Here is a 20,682-nt window from a genome sequence, read left to right as displayed (position 1 = left end):
TGCGTGAAGCGGATGCGCTGGGATCAGCCGGGATTGCGCTGCGCCACCGACATCACCTTGGGCGTCACGAAGATCAGCAGCTCGGCCTTTTCCTTCGAGCGGCCCTTCTTCTTGAACAGGTTGCCGATGACGGGCAGGTCGGCGAGCCACGGCACCTTGGTGACGTCGGCGCGGTCGCGGAACTCGTACACGCCGCCGATCACCACGGTCTGGCCGTTGTCGATCAGGACCGCCGTGTTGATTTCGCGCTTGTTGATCTGCGGGACGTCGCCGATGCCGGAGGACACGAAGCCTTCGATCTCGTCCTTCTTGACGGCCATGTTGAGGAACACGCGGCCATCGTTGGTGATCGTCGGGGTGACCTTCAGCTCGAGCAGCACGTCCTTGAACTGGACGTTCGGGATGGCGGCGGCACCGGCGCCCTGCTGCGCGGAGACGGTGACGTAGCCGACTTCCTGGCCCTGGCGGATCACCGCTTCCTTCTGGTTGCTGGTGACGATGCGCGGGTTGGAGATCACTTCGCCGCGGCCTTCGGTCTGCAGCGCCGAGAGTTCGACGTCCAGCACGTAGCCCGCGTTGATGATCGACAGCGCCAGCGCACCGGCGGCGTTGACCGCGGGCAGGTTGACGTTGAGCGCCTTGGTCAGCGTGCCGACCTGCAGCGGGTTCGGCGGCGGCGTGGAGCTGTTGGCCTGCGCGGCCTTGGCGTACGAGTTGGCGGTCTCGGTGTTGGCCGCGACGTTGCCGTTGTAGAACACGTTGTCGGTGTTGCCGGCGATGCCGAACTTCGCACCCAGTTCGCGGGCGAAGGATTCGGTGGCGATCACGATGCGCGCTTCGATCAGCACCTGGTCGACCGGCTTGTCCAGCAGGCCCACGAGGCGACGCACTTCGGTGACCTTGGCCGGGATGTCGATGACCAGCAGCGTGTTGGTGCGACGGTCGAAGCTGATGCTGCCGCGGCCGGACAGGAAGCCGCGCGTGGCACCGGCGGCGCCACCGCCACCCGAGCCGCTCTTGCTCTCGTCGGTCAGCAGCTTGGCGATTTCCTCGGCGTTGCCGTAGTTGATCGGGATGTACTCCGTGACCATCTCGGCGCGGTTCTCGATCGCGATGCGGGCGTCTTCCTTGGCCTGCTCGTAGTCCGCGATTTCCTTCTGCGGCGCGACCCACACGACGTTGCCGTCGCGGCGCTTGTCCAGGCCCTTGGCGCGCAACACGATGTCGAGCGCCTGGTCCCACGGCACGTTGATCAGGCGCAGCGTCACGTTGCCCGACACGGTGTCGGAGGCGACGATGTTGAGGTTGGACTCTTCGGCGATCAGCTGCAGCACCGTGCGCACCGGCACGTCCTGGAAGTTGAACGTCACCGGGCGGCCACCGTAGGCGCGCACCGGCGTGCCGTTGGTGTTGGCCGCGCCCATCGCGGGGCCTGCGCCCGGCGCGGCGGCGACCTTGGCGGCCTTCGGCACGATCTCGACCACGTACTCGTTGCCCGTCTGGTAGGCGCGCGACTCGTAGTTGCCGTTGGTGCTGACCACCAGCTTGGTGCCGGCGCCGTTGGCGCGCGGTTCGATGCGCTCGACCGGCGTGGCGAAGTCGCCCACGTCGATGGACTTCTGCAGCGCGGCCGGCAGCTTGGCGTTACCGACATCGATGATCACGCGCGACCCTTCGGTGCGCATGTCGGGTACCGCGCCACCACCGGTGAAGCGCAGCGCGAGGCGACCGGAGCCGCCGTCGCCACGCTTGAAGTCGATGTTGGACACGCTGATCGCGCCCGGCAGGACCTTGGATGGATCCAGGCTGGAGGCCGGTGCGTTGGCGGGCGCGGCAGCCGCTGCCTGCGCCATCAGGACGCGTCCGGACTGCGCGGCGTCCACGGCGCCGAACGCCGTGAGCAGCCCGATGGCGAGCCCGATGGCGCTCGCCCTCAGGAACGGGCGCCGAGCAGGCCGCATGGGTTTGGCGTTGAGAACGGTCATCGTCTATCCCCTTATTGATCTTGTAGCGCGACCGAAGCGGGTCGCTCCAGCCAGCCGCCAGCGCCGTCCGGTACCAACTCCACCAGTTCGATGCGGTCTTCGTAAACGGCGGTCACCCGACCGTCGCTCTGCCCCATGTAAACGCCCGGGTGCACCCGGTAAGTCACCTTGTCCGGTGCCATGACCAACGCAGTCAGCCCGGGTCCCCGGCCGATCGTGCCAACCATGTCCATGCTGTCGAGCGGGAACTGCTCCAGCGTCTGCTTCGGACGGTTCGGGTCCGGACGCGGGCCGCTGCCACCGCTGACATCGGTGAAGGCTTCACTGAAAGGATCGCGCAGGGCCTGCGCGGCGTATTCGAAGGTCTCGAACTGCTGCATCACGGGCAGCGGGTCGAGCGGCGGCGCGGGACGCGCCTTCACTTCGGCGGCCCAGCTTTCCAGGTTGCCCGGGGGCGGACCGCTGGTCACGCTGCGGCCGCAACCGGCGAGCAGCAGGGCCATGGCGAGGGCGGCGGGCAGGCGTGCTTGTGCAAGGCGGGCCATCTCACTTCCCTCCCTGCGGCGCGGCGGCCGGCGTGGTCGTCGCATTCGCGGCGGTCTCGTCTTCGTCGAGGTAGCGGTAGGTCTTCACCGTGCCTGCGAGCTGCAGGACGCTGTTGGGACCGATCTTGCTGCCGGGCGTCGGGTTGCGCGGGGTGAGCGAGATGTCGTGCATGGTCATGATGACCACGCGCGGCAGCGAGGCCACGCCGCTGACGAACGCGCCGAACTGGTGGTAGGTGCCGACCATGCGCAGCGAGATGGGCTTCTCGGCGTAGAACTCCTTCGGGGCTTCGGGGCCCGGCTGGAAGAGTTCGTTGGAGATGCCGGTCGCGAGCGCGGTCTGCGAGATGTCGATGATCAGGTCCGGCATCTCGGTCTTGGAAGGCAGCTGGCGCAGCATCTGCTGCAACTGCTGTTCCATCTGCGTGAGCTGGAGCTTGAGCGGTTCGAGGTTGGCGGCGCGCCCCTGCTTGTTTTCGAACTCGGCGCGGAGGTCGGCTTCCTGGCGTTCCAGGCCGGCCAGCTCGTTGCGCTGGTCGGACACGAAGAAGTACCAGGCCAGGCCGACGATCACGAGGCCGATCAGGGCGCAGAACGCGATCTTGTACTGCTGCGGCCAGGCGGACGTGTTGTTGAGGCTGAGGTCCTTCAGCGCCATCGTTTTCTGGCTCACTGGGCGCCTCCGGTGGTCGGCTTTGCAGCGGTTGCGGCGGGCGCGGCCGGCGCGGCGGCGGCGGTGGCGGCCGGTGCGGGCGCGGCGGTGGCGAACGAAGCCGGGGCGGTCACGTCGACGGGCGTGGCGACCGGGGCGGTGGCCACCGTGTCGGGGATGCCGTCGCCGTTGGTGTCCTTCGGCGCGTTCGGGTTGGCCAGCTTGACCTGCAGGTTGAACTCGTACGGCAGGCCCTTGTTGTCGCCGCGCGCTTCGATGACCGACAGCTCGGGGTTGGTCATCCAGCCGGAGCCTTCGAGGTTGCGCATGTAGGTACTGACGCGCGCGTTGGACTGCGAGCGGCCCGACAGCGTGAGCACGTCGCCTTCCTGCTTGATTGCCGAGAGCGTGACGCCGTCGGGGATCGTGCGCACCAGCGAATCGAACAGATGCACCATCTGCGAGCGGTTGGCCTGCAGCTGCTCGATGACTTCCTTGCGCGCCAGCAGCTTCGCTTTCTTCTTGTCGAGTTCCTCGATCTCCTTGATCTTGGAATCGACCTGCGTGATCTGGTCCTTGACGAACGCGTTGCGCTCGTTCTGGCCGTCGATCTGGCGGTTGTAGAACATCACGATCCCGAAGGAGATCAGCGCCGCGGCGACCGCGGACGCGCCCAGCATCGCCAGGAATTCCTTCTGCCGGAGCCGGCGGCGTTCCGCGCGCCAGGGGAGGAGGTTGATCCGTGCCATCAGTCGAAGCTCCTCAGGGCGAGGCCGCAGGCGATCATCAGCGCGGGGGCGTCCTGCGCGAGGGCGTGTGCCTGCACGCGCGGGCCGAGCGTCATTTGCGCGAGCGGGTTGGCCACCACGGTCGGCACGCCGAGCTGTTCTTCCACCATCGCGGCGATGCCGGGGATGGAGGCGCAACCGCCGGCGAGGACGATCTGGTCGACACGGTTGAATTCGCTGCCCGCGTAGAAGAACTGCAACAGTCGGCTGACCTGCTGGACCATCGCTTCCTTGAAGGGCTCGAGCACTTCGATCTCGTAGCTTTCCGGCAGCCCGCCCTGGCGCTTGGCCAGGCCGGCTTCCTCGTAGCTCAGGCCGTAGCGGCGCATCACTTCGTCGGTGAGCTGCTTGCCGCCGAACACCTGTTCGCGGCTGTAGAGGCTGCGACCGTTGCGGAGGATGTTGAGCGTGGTCATCGTGGCGCCGGTGTCGACCATCGCGATGATCCCGTCGCGCGGCGCGGACAGGCCGTCGGCGAGCAGCGAGAACGCGTTCTCGATGGCGAAGGCTTCCACGTCCATCACCCGGGCCGAGAGGCCGCCGAGTTCCAGCGCGGACACGCGGGCATCGACGTTCTCGGTGCGCGAGGCCGCGAGCAGCACCTGCACCATTTCGACGTTGCCCGGCATGGCGCCCAGCACCTCGAAGTCGAGGTTCACTTCCTCGATCGGGTACGGGATGTAATTGACCGCTTCGAGTTCGACCTGGGATTCCAGTTCGTCCTCGTCCAGGTCGGCGGGCATCGGGATGATCTTGGTGATCACCGCCGACCCGGCGACGGCCGCGGCCGCATGGCGCGCGCGGGCGCCGGACCGTGCCACGGCACGCTTGATCGCTTCGCCCACCGCCTCGACTTCGACGATGTTCTTCTCGACGACGGCGTTCGGCGGCAGCGGCTCGACCGCGTAGTGCTCTACGCGATAGCGGTTCCCGGCACGGGAGAGCTGCAGCAACTTGACCGCAGTCGAACTGATGTCGACGCCGATCAAGGGCGGCTGACTATTTGTGATCAGACCCACGTTTTCTCCCCTATTGACGGGCGCTTACGCGCACATCGTGCCCCAGAGCATTAAATAACGGACTTTAAACGTTCTGGCAACCACCCCTTCCCCGGGTGGCGGTCACAAGTCGAGACATTCCCCCTTCCAACGTCGCCGGGCGTCGATTCCGGACGGTGTTCCCCAGTCGCTCGGGACGTCGGCGTGCTACCTCTATACTCCCGGGCCACGACACCCGCAATCGGATTGGTTTGATGTCACGTTTTCGTCGTTGGCTGCGCTGGACGCTCGTCGCGTTCCTGGGCGCGGTGGTCCTGGGCGTCCTGGGTCTGACCCTCCTGTATTTCCTGATCGCTCCCAAGCTGCCCGACGTGGACGCCCTGCGCCATGTCGAACTGCAGGAGCCCATGTACGTGTACGCGCGGGACGGGCGGCTCATGGCCCTGTTCGGCGAGACGCGCCGCTACCCGATCGACATCGAGCGCGTGCCGCCGAAGTTGAAGCAGTCCTTCATCGCGATCGAGGACGCGCGCTTCTACGAACACCACGGCGTGGACTACAAGGGCGTCGCCCGCGCGGTGTGGCTGCTCGCCACCACCAACGACAAGCGCGTGCCCGGCGGATCGACGATCACGCAGCAGGTGGCGCGCCAGTTCTTCCTGAGCTCCGAGTACAGCTACACGCGCAAGCTCGCGGAAATGATGCTGGCGATGCGCATGGAGAACGAGCTGACGAAGGACGAGATCTTCGAGCTCTATCTCAACAAGAGTTTCTTCGGCAACCGCGCCTACGGCGTGGCCGCGGCCTCGGAGTTCTATTACGGCAAGTCGCTCGACCAGCTCTCGCTGGACGAAATGGCCACGCTCGCGTCGATCCCGAAGTTCCCCTCCAGCGGCAACCCGATCACCAACCCCGAGCGCGCGAAGCTGCGTCGCGACTACGTGCTGCAGCGCATGCGCGAGCTGGGCTTCATCGGCGTGGCCGAGGAACGCGCCGCGGTGTCCGTGCCGATGCACGCCACGCCGCACGAGCGCCCGGTCGAGGTCTATGCGCCGTACGTGGCCGAGATGGTGCGCCAGGCGATGGTGGCGAAGTTCGGCGGCGACGTGCTGACCAAGGGCTACCACGTCACCACCACGATCGACCCCACCCTGCAGGTGGCGGCCGACCAGGCGATCCGCGATGGCCTGGCCACCTACGACCACCGCCATGGCTGGCGCGGCGCCGAAAAGCAGGTCGACCTCGGCACCGAGTCCTCGCCCGACGCCCTGCGCGCGCACCTGCGCGGCATGTCGGTCCAGGGCGACCTGTGGCCGGCGCTCGTGACCGGTACCGGCGCGGGCACCGCGACCGTGTTGCTCGGCGACGGCACGTCGCTCGAACTGGGCGCCTCCGCCAGCACGTGGACCGGCAAGAGCCCGTCCGCATTGGTGAAGCGCGGCGACATCGTGCGCGTGCGCCGCATCGTGCCGAAGCCCGCGCTCGACAAGGACGGCAAGCCCGTCGCGTTGGCCGCCGCCGATGCGAAGCCCAAGTTCGAACTCGACCAGCTGCCGCGCGCGCAGTCCACGCTGATCTCGCTCGATGCCGACACCGGTGCGCTGCGCGCGCTCGTCGGCGGTTTCAGCTTCGCGTCCAACAAGTTCAACCGCGCCACGCAGTCGCGTCGCCAGCCGGGGTCGAGCTTCAAGCCGTTCCTCTATGCAGCGGCGTTCGAGCGCGGATTCAATCCGGCGTCGATCGTCCTCGACGCACCGGTGGTGTTCAAGGATCGCGTCGGCCACACGTGGCGCCCGCAGAACGACACCGGCGACTTCAAGGGCCCGATGCGCCTGCGCGAAGCGCTGGTGCAGTCGCGCAACCTGGTGTCGGTGCGCCTGCTCGATGCGATCGGCGTGGATTACGCGCGGAAGTACATCAGCCACTTCGGCTTCCCGATCGACCAGCTGGTCCCCAACCTGTCGATGTCGCTCGGCGCCTCGTCGCTCAAGCCGATCGACGTCGCGCGCGGCTACGCGGTGTTCGCCAACGGCGGCTACCTCGTCAATCCGTGGTTCGTCGATGAAGTGAAGGACCGCAACGGCACGGTGATCTTCAAGGAGAAGCCGCCGATCGCCTGCCGCGGGTGCGGCCAGCGCGCGGGGCAGGAAACCGCGTCGAGCGTCGTCGATGGCTTCGACCTCGGCAACGCGCCCGCGCCGGTCGCCAAGCCCGCCGGCGACAAGGCGCAGGCCAAGCCGACGGCCCCGCCGCCGGACGCCGTCCTCGCGCCCCGCGCGATCGACGAGCGCGTGGCCTACCAGCTCGTCTCGATGATGCGCGACGTCGTGCAGCGCGGCACCGGCACGGCCGCCAAGGTGCTCGGCCGCGAAGACGTCGGCGGCAAGACCGGCTCCACCAACGACCACCGCGATGCGTGGTTCTCCGGCTTCGGCGGCAACATGGTGACCACCGTGTGGGTGGGCCGCGACAAGTTCGAGTCGCTGGGCTATCGCGAATACGGCGGCAAGGCCGCGTTGCCGATCTGGATCGACTACATGCGCGTCGCGCTGAAGGATCGTCCGATCATGGCCAACGATCCGCCCGACGGCATGGTCAAGGTCTCCGTCGGCGCCGGCGGCCAGCTGCTGCCGGAAGGCAACGGCGGCATCGTCGAGTGGGTGAAGAACGAAGACCTCGAGAAGATGGAGAACTACGTGGACTACGGTCCCGAGGACACGGCGCCGAGCGAAGAGGCGTTCGACATCTTCTGAGTCGACATCGCAACGACGGGCCGATGCTAGAGTCGGCCCGGGTCTCAACGGAGGACGCGCCATGCACCACGCCCGTCAGCACGCCGAGACCAGGACCCGCGAACGCCGCCACCGCCTCGCCCACGAGGCCGCGCGGCTGATGGCCGAAAGCGGCATCCGCGACTACCACCAGGCCAAGCTCAAGGCCGCCGAGCGCCTGGGCATCCACGACGACGCCTCCCTGCCCCGCAACCGCGAGATCGAAGACGCGTTGCGCGAATACCAGCGCCTGTTCCGCGGCGATGCGCAGGCCACGGGCCTGCGCCAGCGTCGCGACGCCGCACTGCGCGCGATGGATTTCTTCGCTGCCTTCGAACCGCGCCTCGTCGGCCCCGTGCTCGACGGCACCGCCGATCGCCATGCGCCCGTGGCGCTGCACTTGTACACCGACGACGCCGACGCCGTGCCGCGCGCGCTCGAACAACACGGCATCCCCGCCGAGTCGCGCGCGCGCCGCATCCGCCTGGATCGCGAACGCGCCGCCGACGTGCCGGTGTGGTTGTTCAGCGCCGAAGACCTGACGTTCGACCTCACGGTGCTGCCGCTCGATGCATTGCGCCAGGCGCCGCTGTCGTCGTTCGACGAGAAGCCGGTGAAGCGCGCGTCCGCCGTGCAGCTGCGCGCGTTGCTCGCAGACGAAGAGATCTCCGGGTACGAAGCCGGCGGTTGATCCCCTGAAACGCAAACGCCCCGCGCGAGGCGGGGCGTTGCGTGGATCGCTTGCGTTGCCGGATCAGCGCTTGTCGAGCGCCTTGTAATCGCGTTCGGCGTAACCGGTGTAGATCTGGCGCGGGCGGCCGATCTTCGCTTCCGGATCGGTCTGCTGCTCCAGCCAATGCGACACCCAGCCGGCGGTGCGCGCGATGGCGAACATCACGGTGAACATCTCGGTCGGGATGCCCAGCGCCTTGTAGATGATGCCGGAGTAGAAATCGACGTTCGGGTAGAGCTTGCGCTGCACGAAGTAATCGTCCTTCAGCGCGGCCTCTTCCAGCTTCACGGCCACGTCGAGCAGTGGATCGTTGACGCCGAGTTCGCCGAGCACCTTGTGCGTCATCTCGCGGATGATCTTCGCGCGCGGGTCGAAGTTCTTGTACACGCGATGGCCGAAGCCCATCAGGCGGAAGCCCGACTCCTTGTTCTTCGCCTTCTCCACCGCGGCGCCGACGTGTTCCGGACGCCCGATTTCCTCGAGCATCTTCAGCACGGCTTCGTTCGCACCGCCATGCGCCGGGCCCCACAGCGCGGCGACGCCGGCGGCGACGCACGCATACGGGTTGGCACCGGTGGAACCGACGAGGCGCACGGTGGACGTGGACGCGTTCTGCTCGTGGTCGGCGTGCAGGATGAAGAGCAGGTCCAGCGCCTTGGCGGCGGTGGGGCTGAGCTCCAGCGGCTCGCTCGGCACTTCCTTCATCATGTGCAGGAAGCGCGTGGTGTATTCGAGGTTGTTCTTCGGATAGCGGATCGGCCAGCCGATCGAATAGCGGTAGCACGCGGCGGCGATCGTCGGCACCTTGGCGATCAAACGGATCGCGGCGAGGCGGCGCTGTTCGGCGTCTTCCAGGTCCAGCGAGCCGTGGTAGAAGCTCGCCATCGAACCGAGCATGCCGACCATCATCGCCATCGGATGCGCGTCGTGGCGGAAGCCGTAGAGGAACGTGCGGAACGCCTCGTGCATCATCGTGTGATGCGTGACTTCGTGCTCGAAGCTTTCGAACTCGGTCTTGTTCGGCAACTCGCCGTGCATCAGCAGGTAGGCCACTTCGAGGAAGCTGGAGTTGTTGGCCAGCTGTTCGATCGGGTAACCGCGATACAGCAGCACGCCGGCATCGCCATCGATGTAGGTCACGGCGGACTTGCACGCGGCGGTGGCGGTGAAGCCCGGGTCGTAGGTGAAGCAACCGGTTTCCTTCGGCAGCTTCGCGATGTCGATGCACGGCTGGCCGAGCACCGGGTGCTGCACGGGCAACGCGACAGTCTTGTCGCCGGCGGTCAGCGTCACCTGGTCGAGTTTGGACACAACGCACTCCTGCGGAGATTTCGATGGCCGTCGATGGACGGCGGAAGAGCCGCGGGCCTGCCGCGGAAGGCCGGAATTATTGCATAGCGCCCAAGCGCGACACCCCGGACTTTCGACCCATGGCACGCAACGCGGCGTCATGGCGAAACCGATGGATTGCACTAAAAAAGCTGCGTCGCTCCTGCAAACGAAACGGCCGCCCTGGGGCGGCCGTCGTGTCGTGGTGCGCGTGCCGGGGCACGCCGCCGCGAGGATTACTTCTGCGCGTAGCGCTTGCGGAACTTGTCGACGCGACCGCTGGTGTCGATGCGGCTCGACTGGCCCGTGTAGAACGGGTGCGACATCGAGGACACTTCGATCTTCACGAGCGGGTATTCCTTACCGTCTTCCCACTTGGTCGTTTCCTTGCTGCCAAGGGTGGAGCGGGTCAGGATCTTGAAATCCGAGGTCACGTCCTGGAAAACGACGTCACGATATTCGGGATGGATGCCGGTCTTCATGGCGTGTTACCGAGTCTGTGCGAGGAAAGAGCGGCATTTTAGCCGTCCTGCAGAGCCCGGCGCAACCCGATCGGGGCGCGGAAGGCTGAACCGACGGCCCCGCTCCGGGCCTCAACCGGCCGCCAGGGCCGATGCCAGCAGGGTTTCGAAGCGGGCCTGGTCGTACCGGCGCAGGATGGCCACGTTGTCCGGCCGGCCCTCCTCGCGGCGCCAGTCCACGATCGTGGCCCCGCGCGCGTGCCGCCCTTCCAGCTCGACGGCCATCGGCCGCTCCACGACCTCCAGCGCCCCCTCCGGCCGCAGGGCCAGCGCCATCGCGAGGGCATCGGCCGAATGCCAGTCCTCGCCGCGGCGGCCGGCGGCCCAGGTCCGGGTCTTCCTCGAGATCGTGTCGTAGAAGCGGGCGCGCGGCGAATCGGCCTGCAGCCAGCGCTCGAAGGTCTCGTGCGCGAACCCATGGGCCATCGTGGCCTCCCAGTCCGCCAGTTCGATGCGCGGGAAGGACGAGAACACGATGTGCGCGGCTTCCGGGTCGAAGGCGACGTTGAACTCCGCCGCCGCGCTGATGTTGCCGTGCGCGGTGACCGCGCCGCCCATCACCACGCAGCGCGCGATACGTTGCGGCAGCGTCGGGTCCAGCTTCAGCGCGAGCGCGAGGTTGGTCAGCGGGCCGAGCGCGACGAGCAGCAGCTTGCCGGCGTGCGCGTGCGACAGGCGCAGGATCGCGAGGGCGGCGTGTTCCGGATGCGGCGTGCGCGTCGGGTGCGCGTAGGCCACGTCGCCGAACCCATCCAGGCCATGCACGTAACCGGCGTCGCGCGCGGGATGCAACAGCGGCGCTTCCGCGCCGGCGAACACCGGGGCATCGCTCTTCGCCACTTCGCACAGCTTCAGCGCGTTGCGCACCGTGTGCGCGAGGCCGACGTTGCCGGCCGCGATCGTCAAGCCGACGACCTCGTGGCGCGGATCGTCGAAGGCCATCAGGAGTGCGAGGGCGTCGTCGACGCCGGGATCGGTGTCGATGAGCAGGGGAATGCGATCGGTCATGGGATTGCAGGTCTCGAAAGTCAGGCGGAAGCGTAACGCGCCGCGCCACCGACCCAGCGGTGGACGATGCGATCGGCCAGCGCGGGGTCGTCGGCGAGCAGCGTGTCGGCGAGTTCGCGCACTTGCGGCAGCAACGCTGCATCGCGCGCGAGGTCGGCGACGCGGAACGCGGCCAGGCCGGTCTGGCGCGTGCCGAGCAGTTCACCCGGGCCGCGCAGCTGCAGGTCTTTTTCGGCGATGACGAAGCCATCGTTGGTTTCGCGCATCGTTTCCAGGCGTTGCCGCGCCATCTGCGACATCGGCGACTGGTACAGCAGCACGCAACTCGACGCCGCACTGCCCCGCCCCACCCGCCCGCGCAACTGGTGCAGCTGCGACAGGCCCAGGCGTTCGGCGTTCTCGATCACCATCAGCGAAGCGTTGGGCACGTCGACGCCCACTTCGATCACCGTGGTCGCGACGAGAAGATCCAGCGTGCCTTCCTTGAACGCGCGCATCGTCGCCTGCTTCTCCGACGCCTTCATGCGCCCGTGCACCAGGCCCACGCGTGCCTTCGGCAGTGCGGCGGACAGCGCGTCGAACGTGGACTGCGCGGCCTGCGCGATGACTTCGTCGCTGTCGTCGATCAGCGTGCACACCCAATAGGCCTGGCGGCCTTCGGCGCACGCGGCGCGGATGCGTTCGACGAGGTCGGGGCGTTTCTCCGCGCTCAGCGCGACGGTCTGCACCGGCGTGCGGCCGGGCGGGAGTTCGTCGATCGCCGAGACATCGAGGTCCGCATAGGCCGCCATCGCGAGCGTGCGCGGGATCGGCGTTGCCGTCATCACGAGCTGGTGCGGCACGCGATCGCCGCCGGCGCCCTTGTCGCGCAGCGCGAGGCGCTGGTGCACGCCGAAGCGGTGTTGTTCGTCGACGATCGCGAGCGCGAGGTCATCGAAGGCGACGGCGTCCTGCATCAGCGCGTGCGTACCGACGACGACTTGCGCCTCGCCCGACGCGACCGCCGCGAGCACGTCGCGCCGCGCGCGTCCGGTCACCTTTCCGGCGAGCCACGCCACGCGCACGCCGAGCGGCTCGAGCCACGCGCGCAGGTTGGCGAGGTGTTGTTCGGCGAGGAGTTCCGTGGGCGCCATCAACGCGGCCTGGCGTCCCGATTCGACGGCGAGCATCGCCGCTAGCGCCGCGACGACGGTCTTGCCGCTGCCGACATCGCCCTGCACCAGGCGCAGCATCGGATGCGGTTGCGCGAGGTCGTGGCGCAGTTGCGCGAACACGCGTTCCTGCGCACCGGTCAGCGCGAACGGCAACGCATCGCGCAGGCGTTGCGCGAGGGCGCCGGCGGTCGCGAGGGCGGGCGCGCGATGCCGCTGCAAGGCGATGCGCTGGCGACGCAGGCTCAAGTGATGCGCCAACAGTTCTTCGAGCGCCAGGCGCTGCTGCGACGGATGCGTGCCCGCCAGCAACGCGGGGACGTCGGCATCGCGCGGCGGCCGGTGCATCGTCAGCAACGCGTCGCGCAGCGAAGGCAGGTCGAGGGCCGCGCGCATGGGCTCGGGCAGCAGCTCCAGCGCTTCCGCATCCGGCAACCGATCCAGCGCCTGCCCGATCAACTTGCGCAATGCACCGGGCCCGATGCCTTCGATCGCGGGATACACCGGATCGAGGCGTTCACCGAGCGCATCGTCGCCGGCCTCGGCGACCACGCGATAACTCGGATGCACGATCTCCAGCCCGTTGCCGCCCGCGCGCGGCGTGCCGTAGCAGCGCACGCGCGCGCCGACGGCGAACTGCGCCACCTGCTGCGCGCGGAAATGGAAGAAGCGCAGGAGCAACGTGCCCTGCGACTCGTCGCTGATCGCCACGCGCAACGAAGGCCGATAGCGGAACCCGCGTTCGACCGCTTCCACCGTGCCTTCCACCTGCGCCGCGATGCCGGGGCGCAACAGGCGGATCGGCACGATCGTGGTGCGGTCTTCGTACTGGCGCGGCAGGTGCAGCCACAGGTCCTGCAGCGTCACCAATCCGCGGGCGGCCAGTTTTTCCGCCACGCGCGCGCCCACGCCGGACAGCGTCGACAACGGCGCATCGCCGACGGCGGCGAACGACAACGGAGCGGCGGCGCGCGCCACGCGGGTCAGGGCACCAGGATCAATCGAGCACGACGATCGCGTCGACCTCGAACGCCGCACCGCGCGGCAACGACGCCACGCCGATCGTCGAGCGCGCCGGATACGGCGCTTCGAAGTAATCGGCCATCACCGCGTTGACGCGGGCGAACTGGTCGAGGTCCGTCAGGTACAGGCCCAGGCGCACGACGTCGTCGAGCGAACCGCCCGCCGCTTCGCACACCGCGCGCAGGTTGTCGAAGGCGCGGCGCGCCTGCGCGTCGATGTCGCCTTCGATCAGCAGGCCGGTGCCGGGATCCAGCGCGATCTGGCCGGACAGGTACACGGTGTCGCCCTTGCGCACGGCCTGCGAATACGGGCCGATGGCGGCGGGGGCATGTTCGGAGTGGATGGGTTGGCGCGGCATGGGCGAAGCCCCCGGGAATGCGAGGCCGCCAGTGTAAGCGCGGCGCTAGAGGCGCTGCACGCCGTGCACCACGCCGAGGCGGCGCACGCGGCGGATCACGTCGGCCAGGTGCTTGCGGTCATGCACTTCGATCGAGAAGCGGATCGCGCTGATGTTGCTGTCGCGCTCCACGTATTCGACGCGGTCGATGTTGGATTCGGCCTGCGCGATCGCGGCGGCCACCTGCGCGAGCACGCCCGGGCGGTTGTCCACTTCGATCTTCAGCGCGGCCTGGTAGTCGCCGGTGACCTCGCGGTCCCAGCCCACGGGCACCCAGCGCTCCGGCGACTTGCGCAGCTCGGCGACGTTCGGGCATTCCAGGCGATGCACCACCAGTCCGCGGCCCGCGGTGTGGTAGCCCATGATGTCGTCGCCCGGGATCGGCAGGCAGCAGTTGGCGAAGGTGACCACGCCGCGTTCGCTGCCGGTGATCAGGATGAGGTCCGTCGGTTGCAGCGCGCGCGCGGCGGCGAGCAGGTCGTCGGTGTCCGCGTCGGTGCGGTCGGCGGCGGCGCGCGCCAGGACCTGGGCCACCTGCGACGGCATGCGGTTGCCGAGCGCGATGTCGGCGAGCAGCGCTTCCAGGCGCGGGTAACGGTGTTCGGAAAGATAGGTGTCGAGGCGTTGCTGCGGCAGGCGGTCGAGCGAGGTGTCCAGTGCTTCGAGTGCGCGATCGAGCATGCGATGGCCCAGCTGCACCGCGTCTTCGTGTTCCAGGTGCTTGAGCTGGTGCCGGATCGCGGTGCGCGCCTTGCCCGAGACCACGAACTCCAGCCACTGCGGTTTCGGCGCCGAGGACTTGGCGGTGATGATCTCCACCGTCTGCCCGCTCACCAGCTTCGTGCGCAGCGGCACCAGCGTGCGGTCCACGCGCGCGGCGACCGCCTTGTTGCCGACGTCGGTGTGCACCGCGTAGGCGAAGTCGAGCACGGTGGCGTTGCGCGGCAGCGAGAGGATCGCGCCCTTCGGCGTGAACAGGTACACCTCGTCCGGGAACAGGTCGACCTTGACGTTTTCCAGGAACTCCAGCGACGACCCGGTGGCGCGCTGCGATTCGACGAGGTTGGCGATCCACTGGTGCGCGCGGCTCTGCGCGCTGTTGGGCGCATCGCCGCCGTGCTTGTACGACCAGTGCGCCGCGATGCCGCGCTCGGCGATCAGGTCCATTTCTTCCGTGCGGATCTGCACTTCGATCGGCGAGCCGTACGGCCCGAACAACACGGTGTGCAGCGACTGGTATCCGTTGGCCTTCGGGATCGCGATGAAATCGCGGAAGCGCCCGTCGAGCGGCTTGAACGCGGTGTGGACGACGCCGAGTGCGTGGTAACACTCCGGCACGGTGCGCACCACGATGCGGAAGCCGAACACGTCCATCAGCTGGTCGAGCGTCTTGCCTTCCGCGCGCATCTTGCTGTAGATGCTCCACGGCGACTTGATGCGCCCGACCAGGCGATACGAGAAGCCTTCCTTCGTCAGGCGCTGCGCCATGCGCGCTTCGATTTGCGTGAGCGCTTCGCGCCGCACCACCGGCTGCATGCGGATGCGCTTTTCGATGACCGCGTGGCGCCACGGATGCAGGCCGCGGAAGCCGAGGTCCTGCAGTTCGGCCTTGATCAGGTTCATGCCGAGGCGCTGCGCGATGGGCGCGTAGATCTCCAGCGTCTCGGCGGCGATGCGGCGGCGCGCTTCGGGATTCTGCGCGCCCAGCGTGCGCATGTTGTGCAGGCGGTCGGCGAGCTTGATCAGGATCACGCGCAGGTCGCGCGCCATCGCCAGCAGCATCTTTCGGAAGCTTTCGGCGGCGGCTTCCTGGCGGTCGCGGAAGTGGAGCTTGTCCAGCTTGGTGACGCCGTCGACCAGGTCGGCCACGGTTTCGCCGAATTCGTTGGCGATCGCCGCGCGCGTGAGCGGCGTGTCTTCGATGGTGTCGTGGAGGATCGCGGCGATCAGCGTTTCGACGTCCAGCCGTTCCTCGGCCAGCACCGTCGCCACCGCCACCGGGTGGGTGATGTAGGGCTCGCCCGACTTGCGGGTCTGGCCGACGTGGGCCGCGGCCCCGACGGCCCAGGCGCGGCGCAACAACACGACCTGGTCGGCCGGCAGGTAGTTGGCGGCCTTCTCCAGCGCGAGCACGTACTCGGGCACCGCCGCGACGGGCGGTTCGGCGAGCAGGTGCGCGGGCTGCGACGGGGTCATGCGACTGAGCCTACGCGTGCGGGCCCGAAGCGGCAAACCACGGGCCCGGAACGAAAAAGGCCCCGCAAGCGGGGCCTTTCGATCTCGGGTGGAGCAGCGGCCTCAGTCGTCGCCCTTCGACATGTCGTCGTCGGCCACCACTTCGGCTGCGGCCCATTCCAGCGCCTCGCGTTCCTTGCGCTCCCGCTCGGACTTGTCGACGGCATCGATGAACTCGAGGTCGATCATGCGGGCGGCGATTTCGCGCAGGGCGAGGACCGTGGGCTTGTCGTTGGCTTCGGCGTTGTCGAGGCGGGGCTCGACGCCATTGGCGAGCTGGCGCGCGCGCTTGGCGGCCATCATCACGAGTTCGAAGCGGTTATCGACCACTTCCAGGCAATCTTCGACGGTAATGCGGGCCATGGGGCTCCGGGGCCTTGCGGCCTGGCTAGAACAGAAGGGGCGCGATTGTAGGGGCGCGCCTGCGCCGGGCGCAAGCGTGTCCTTGGAAAATCAAGCGCTTAGGCTGAACCGGCCTCGTCCAGGAGCGCCGCGATCAGGCCCTCGTGGCGCGCCTGCTGCAGCGGACGGCGCAGGCGGCTGGCCACGAAGATCGCGCCCATCTCGGCCACGGCGGTCGCGAAGTCCTCGTTGACGATGACGTAGTCGAACTCGTCGTAGTGCGACATCTCCTCGCGCGCGGCGGCGAGCCGGCGCTGGATGGTCTCTTCGCTGTCCTGCCCGCGCGCCCGCATCCGCTGCTCCAGCGCATCGCGCGACGGCGGCAGGATGAAGATGCTCACCGCGTCGGGCACCTGCTTCTGTACCTGCTGGGCGCCCTGCCAGTCGATTTCCAGCAGCACGTCCTTGCCGCTGGCCAACTGCGGTTCGACCGATTGCTTGGCCGTGCCCTTCCAGTCGCCGTGCACCAGCGCGTGCTCGAAGAAGTCGCCGTCGGCGACCATCTGCTTGAACTGCGCGGCATCGATGAAGTGATAGTGCTCGGCGTGCCGTTCGCCCGGGCGCGGCGCGCGCGAGGTGAACGAGATCGACAGGCAGATGTTCGGGTCGCGGGCCAGGCACGCGTTGACGATGCTGGATTTCCCCGCACCGGAAGGCGCCGCCACGATGAAGAGGGTGCCGCGCATGGTGGTCATTCGATGTTCTGGATCTGTTCGCGGACCTGGTCGATCAATACCTTCAGTTCCACCGCCGCGGCGGAGGTGCGGGCATCGACCGACTTGCTGCCCAGCGTGTTGGCTTCTCGGTTGAACTCCTGCAGCAGGAAGTCCAGGCGGCGGCCCACCGGCTCGCGCTGGCCCAGCACGCGGCGCAGTTCGGCGACGTGGCTTTCCAGGCGGTCCAGTTCTTCGTCGACGTCGAGCTTTTGCAGGCCGAGTACCAGTTCCTGTTCGAAGCGGCCCGGATCGACGGGCTGGGCGAGTTCGGACAGGCGCAGTTCGAGCTTCTGGCGCAGCGCGGCGCGGATGTCCGGCACCAGCGCGCGGACTTCGCCCGCGATGCGCGCGATGCCGTCCACGCGTTCGCTGATGGCGGCCGACAGCGCGGCGCCTTCACGTTCGCGGCCGGCGACGAAGTTGGCCAGCACCGTGTCCAGCAATTCGAGGGTAGCGGCGTGCAGCGCGGCCGGATCGGTCGCGCGCGTGCCGAGCACGCCCGGGAACGCCAGCAATTCGGTGAAACCCACCTGCATCGACGGGAAGCGCGCCTGCAGGTCCTGCGCCAGGGTGGACAGGCGCTCGACCACGGTAGCGTCGATCTGCAGGGCTTCGCCGCCTTCGGGCGCGCGCAGGCGCAGGCCCAGTTCGACCTTGCCGCGGGAAATCTTCGAGGAGACGCGTTCGCGCAGCTGGGGTTCCAGCACGCGCAGTTCGTCCGGCATGCGCACGCCGATCTCGAGGAAGCGGTGGTTCACCGACCGCACTTCGCACGACAGCGTGCCCCAGGGCGTGGTGCGTTCGCCGGAGGCGAAGGCGGTCATGCTGCGGATCACGTGCACGTCCAGGCGGGGCAACGGGAGGCGGATGGTAATCTAGCGGCCCCCATTTTTCCGGAATGCCCATGCCCGTCGTGCGCCCCAGCGGCCGCATGCCCGACCAGCTGCGCGCCGTCACCATCGAGCGCGGCTACACGCGGCATGCCGAGGGCTCCGTCCTCGTCTCCTTCGGCCAGACCCGCGTGCTCTGCACGGCCAGCGTCGACAACAAGGTCCCGCCGTTCCTCCGCGGCAAGGGCGAAGGCTGGGTCACGGCCGAGTACGGGATGCTCCCGCGCGCCACCCACACCCGGTCCGATCGTGAGGCTTCGCGCGGCAAGCAGGGCGGGCGCACGCTCGAGATCCAGCGGCTGATCGGCCGTGCGCTGCGCGCCTGCGTGGACCGCAATGCCCTCGGCGAACGCACCATCACGCTCGACTGCGATGTCCTGCAGGCCGACGGCGGCACGCGCACCGCCGCGATCACCGGCGCCTACGTCGCGCTGGTCGATGCCGTGCGCTGGATGCAGGCCCGCAAGGAACTCACGCGCGATCCGATCCACGGCGCGGTCGCCGCGGTCTCGGTGGGCATCTACCAGGGCGTGCCGGTGCTGGACCTGGATTACGCGGAAGACAGCGGCTGCGACACCGACATGAACGTCGTGATGAACGACGGCGGCGGTTTCATCGAGTTGCAGGGCACGGCGGAAGGCCACGCGTTCCGCCGCGACGAACTCGATGCGCTGCTCGGCCTGGCCGAAACGGGCATCGCCGAGCTGCTCGCCGCGCAGCGCGCGGCACTGGACGGACCGCGGCCGTGAGCGGCAAGCGCCTCGTCCTGGCGAGCGGCAACGCAGGCAAGCTGGTGGAACTGCGCGAACTGCTCGCCGACACCGGCTTGTCGTTGCACGCGCAATCGGAGTTCGGCGTCGACGACATCGACGAAACCGGACTGACCTTCGTCGAGAACGCGCTGCTGAAAGCACGCAATGCCGCGCGCGCCACCGGCCTGCCCGCGCTCGGCGATGACTCGGGGTTGTGCGTCGATGCGCTCGGCGGCGCACCGGGGTTGTATTCGGCACGCTACGCCGGCACACATGGCGATGCGCAGGCCAACATCGCCAAGTTGCTCGAAGCGCTGCGCGATGTGCCCGATGCCGCGCGCACCGCGCACTTCCACGCCGTCGTCGTGCTGCTGCGCCACGCGGACGATCCGCAACCGATCATCGCCGAAGGCCGCTGGCCGGGCCGCATCCTGCACGCGCCGCGCGGCGATGGCGGATTCGGGTACGACCCCGTGTTCCTCGACGCCGCGCTGGGACGCTCCGCCGCCGAACTCGACGCCGACACCAAGCACGCGCGCAGCCATCGCGGCCTCGCGCTGTCGGTGTTGCGGGCGCGCCTGCACGAACTCTGAGGCGCCGATGTCGCTCGCCACGCCTCCGCTGTCGTTGTACGTCCACTTGCCGTGGTGCGTGCGCAAGTGCCCGTACTGCGATTTCAATTCGCACCAGCAGCGCGGCGCGTTGCCGTTCGCCGCGTATGTCGATGCGTTGATCGCGGACCTCGACCAGGATTTGCCGCTCGCGTGGGGACGCGTCGTCAACTCGGTGTTCTTCGGCGGCGGCACGCCGTCGTTGTTCCCGCCCGAGGCGATCGATGCGTTCCTGCAGCAGGCCAGCGCGCGGCTGCGCTTTGCGCCGGGTCTGGAGATCACGCTCGAAACCAATCCCGGCACGGCCGAACACGGACGCTTCGAAGGCTATCGCGCCGCCGGCGTGAACCGATTGAGCTTCGGCATCCAGAGTTTCGACGACGGCTGCCTGCAACGCCTCGGCCGCATCCACGACAGCCGCGAAGCCGTCGCGGCGGTGAAGCTGGCGCAGGACGCGGGCTTCGACAACTTCAACCTCGACCTGATGTACGCGCTGCCTGGCCAGACGCTCGAGATGGCCGTGCACGATGTCGAACGCGCACTCGCGCTCGAACCCACGCACCTGTCGCATTACCAGCTCACGCTGGAACCCAACACCGTGTTCGCCGCCCGCCCGCCGCAGGGCCTGCCCGACGAAGACGCGAGCTGGGACATCCAGGAGGCCTGCCAGGCGCGCATCGCCGAAGCGGGCTTCGAGCATTACGAAGTGTCGGCGTACGCCAAGCCTGGCCGGCAGTGCGCGCACAACCTCAATTACTGGCGATTCGGCGATTACCTGGGCATCGGCGCCGGCGCGCACGGCAAGCTGACGCTGGGGGCGGAGCAATCGGTGCTGCGCCGGTGGAAGGTCAAGCATCCGACCGACTATCTCGTGCAGGCGGGCCATCCCGGCGCGATCGGCGGCGACGAACGCCTGTCGGCCGAACGCCTCCCGTTCGACTACATGCTCAATGCCTTGCGCTTGCACGAAGGCTTCGCGCTGGACGCCTTCGAAGCGCGCACGGGGCTGGCGCGCGCGGCGATCGCCCCGCAACTCGACGCCGCGGTAGACCGCGGCTGGCTGACGATCGACCCGTCCGGCCACGTGGCGCCGACCGAACTGGGGCGGCGCTTCAACAACGACGTGGTCGGGTTGTTCCTCGCCGACTGAGCCGATCGCCACCGCCATTCGCCTC

General features: G+C 68.3%; 19 protein-coding genes. 5 read left to right on the top strand and 14 right to left on the bottom strand.

Going from position 1 to position 20,682, the window contains the following annotated elements; translation table 11 throughout:
• Positions 1–23 precede the first annotated feature (23 nt).
• The 5 genes from LYSCAS_RS08815 to LYSCAS_RS08795 are packed head-to-tail and all read right to left on the bottom strand — an operon-like array spanning position 24 to position 4,989.
• Complete coding sequence (locus LYSCAS_RS08815) at positions 24–1,985, bottom strand: type IV pilus secretin PilQ (RefSeq protein WP_213433568.1); 1,962 nt, start codon at positions 1,983–1,985, stop codon at positions 24–26.
• Positions 1,986–1,996: 11 nt separating this feature from the next.
• Positions 1,997–2,530 (bottom strand): pilus assembly protein PilP, encoded by a 534-nt coding sequence (locus LYSCAS_RS08810; RefSeq protein ID WP_213433566.1) that lies wholly within the window; start codon positions 2,528–2,530, stop codon positions 1,997–1,999.
• 1 nt (position 2,531) lies between these two features.
• Positions 2,532–3,203, bottom strand: coding sequence for a type IV pilus inner membrane component PilO (locus LYSCAS_RS08805; RefSeq protein ID WP_213433564.1), 672 nt, complete (start codon positions 3,201–3,203; stop codon positions 2,532–2,534).
• Positions 3,200–3,931 (bottom strand): PilN domain-containing protein, encoded by a 732-nt coding sequence (locus LYSCAS_RS08800; RefSeq protein ID WP_213433562.1) that lies wholly within the window; start codon positions 3,929–3,931, stop codon positions 3,200–3,202. Before LYSCAS_RS08800 ends, LYSCAS_RS08805 begins: the two co-directional genes overlap by 4 nt.
• The gene (locus tag LYSCAS_RS08795; protein ID WP_213433560.1) at positions 3,931–4,989 is read right to left on the bottom strand and encodes a pilus assembly protein PilM; all 1,059 of its coding nucleotides are present in this window, start codon (positions 4,987–4,989) and stop codon (positions 3,931–3,933) included. Before LYSCAS_RS08795 ends, LYSCAS_RS08800 begins: the two co-directional genes overlap by 1 nt.
• 233 nt (positions 4,990–5,222) lie before the next feature.
• Between LYSCAS_RS08795 and LYSCAS_RS08790 the strand changes: the two genes are divergently transcribed.
• Both LYSCAS_RS08790 and LYSCAS_RS08785 read left to right on the top strand, forming a co-directional pair.
• Entirely contained in the window at positions 5,223–7,721 is a 2,499-nt protein-coding gene (locus LYSCAS_RS08790) for a penicillin-binding protein 1A (RefSeq protein ID WP_213433558.1), read from the top strand.
• A gap of 61 nt (positions 7,722–7,782) precedes the next feature.
• Positions 7,783–8,430 carry a hypothetical protein gene (locus LYSCAS_RS08785; RefSeq protein ID WP_213433556.1) on the top strand — a complete coding sequence of 216 codons (648 nt, stop codon included), beginning with the start codon at positions 7,783–7,785 and terminating at the stop codon, positions 8,428–8,430.
• A 63-nt stretch (positions 8,431–8,493) separates the two neighbouring features.
• On the opposite strand, the gene LYSCAS_RS08780 is transcribed toward LYSCAS_RS08785, so the two are convergent.
• The 9 genes from LYSCAS_RS08780 to LYSCAS_RS08740 all read right to left on the bottom strand — a co-directional run bounded on the left by LYSCAS_RS08780 (position 8,494) and on the right by LYSCAS_RS08740 (position 18,090).
• The gene (locus LYSCAS_RS08780) at positions 8,494–9,783 is read right to left on the bottom strand and encodes a citrate synthase (protein WP_213433555.1); all 1,290 of its coding nucleotides are present in this window, start codon (positions 9,781–9,783) and stop codon (positions 8,494–8,496) included.
• Positions 9,784–10,037: 254 nt separating this feature from the next.
• Positions 10,038–10,283: a type B 50S ribosomal protein L31 gene (locus LYSCAS_RS08775; RefSeq protein ID WP_213433554.1), complete on the bottom strand. Its 246-nt coding sequence runs from the start codon at positions 10,281–10,283 to the stop codon at positions 10,038–10,040.
• Positions 10,284–10,394: 111 nt separating this feature from the next.
• On the bottom strand, positions 10,395–11,330 hold the full coding sequence (locus tag LYSCAS_RS08770; RefSeq protein WP_213433553.1) for a nucleoside hydrolase: 936 nt from the start codon (positions 11,328–11,330) through the stop codon (positions 10,395–10,397).
• Positions 11,331–11,350: 20 nt separating this feature from the next.
• Positions 11,351–13,459 carry an ATP-dependent DNA helicase RecG gene (recG, locus tag LYSCAS_RS08765; protein WP_244858490.1) on the bottom strand — a complete coding sequence of 703 codons (2,109 nt, stop codon included), beginning with the start codon at positions 13,457–13,459 and terminating at the stop codon, positions 11,351–11,353.
• Positions 13,460–13,478: 19 nt separating this feature from the next.
• Positions 13,479–13,862, bottom strand: a complete 384-nt coding sequence (locus tag LYSCAS_RS08760; RefSeq protein ID WP_213433551.1) for a RidA family protein — start codon at positions 13,860–13,862, stop codon at positions 13,479–13,481.
• Positions 13,863–13,907: 45 nt separating this feature from the next.
• Entirely contained in the window at positions 13,908–16,097 is a 2,190-nt protein-coding gene (locus LYSCAS_RS08755; RefSeq protein ID WP_213433550.1) for a RelA/SpoT family protein, read from the bottom strand.
• A gap of 102 nt (positions 16,098–16,199) precedes the next feature.
• A complete protein-coding gene (gene rpoZ, locus LYSCAS_RS08750) occupies positions 16,200–16,499 on the bottom strand; it encodes a DNA-directed RNA polymerase subunit omega (protein ID WP_213433549.1) in 300 nt (99 codons plus the stop codon).
• A 98-nt stretch (positions 16,500–16,597) separates the two neighbouring features.
• Entirely contained in the window at positions 16,598–17,224 is a 627-nt protein-coding gene (gene gmk / locus LYSCAS_RS08745; RefSeq protein ID WP_213433547.1) for a guanylate kinase, read from the bottom strand.
• 5 nt (positions 17,225–17,229) lie between these two features.
• Positions 17,230–18,090 (bottom strand): YicC/YloC family endoribonuclease, encoded by an 861-nt coding sequence (locus tag LYSCAS_RS08740; protein WP_213433545.1) that lies wholly within the window; start codon positions 18,088–18,090, stop codon positions 17,230–17,232.
• A gap of 68 nt (positions 18,091–18,158) precedes the next feature.
• Between LYSCAS_RS08740 and rph the strand changes: the two genes are divergently transcribed.
• From rph to hemW, 3 genes are read left to right on the top strand one after another with little or no spacing between them, the layout of a single operon-like run.
• On the top strand, positions 18,159–18,893 hold the full coding sequence (rph, locus tag LYSCAS_RS08735) for a ribonuclease PH (RefSeq protein ID WP_213433543.1): 735 nt from the start codon (positions 18,159–18,161) through the stop codon (positions 18,891–18,893).
• Positions 18,890–19,489 (top strand): RdgB/HAM1 family non-canonical purine NTP pyrophosphatase, encoded by a 600-nt coding sequence (gene rdgB, locus LYSCAS_RS16005; protein ID WP_244858489.1) that lies wholly within the window; start codon positions 18,890–18,892, stop codon positions 19,487–19,489. The genes rph and rdgB overlap by 4 nt, the downstream gene beginning before the upstream one ends.
• Positions 19,490–19,496: 7 nt before the next feature.
• A complete protein-coding gene (hemW, locus tag LYSCAS_RS08730; protein WP_244858487.1) occupies positions 19,497–20,657 on the top strand; it encodes a radical SAM family heme chaperone HemW in 1,161 nt (386 codons plus the stop codon).
• Positions 20,658–20,682 lie beyond the last annotated feature (25 nt).

The sequence above is a fragment of the Noviluteimonas caseinilytica genome (assembly GCF_018406605.1).
Lineage (GTDB): Bacteria > Pseudomonadota > Gammaproteobacteria > Xanthomonadales > Xanthomonadaceae > Noviluteimonas > Noviluteimonas caseinilytica.
Note: the sequence above shows the minus strand (reverse complement) of the source record. Positions and strands in the feature narration are given on the sequence as shown.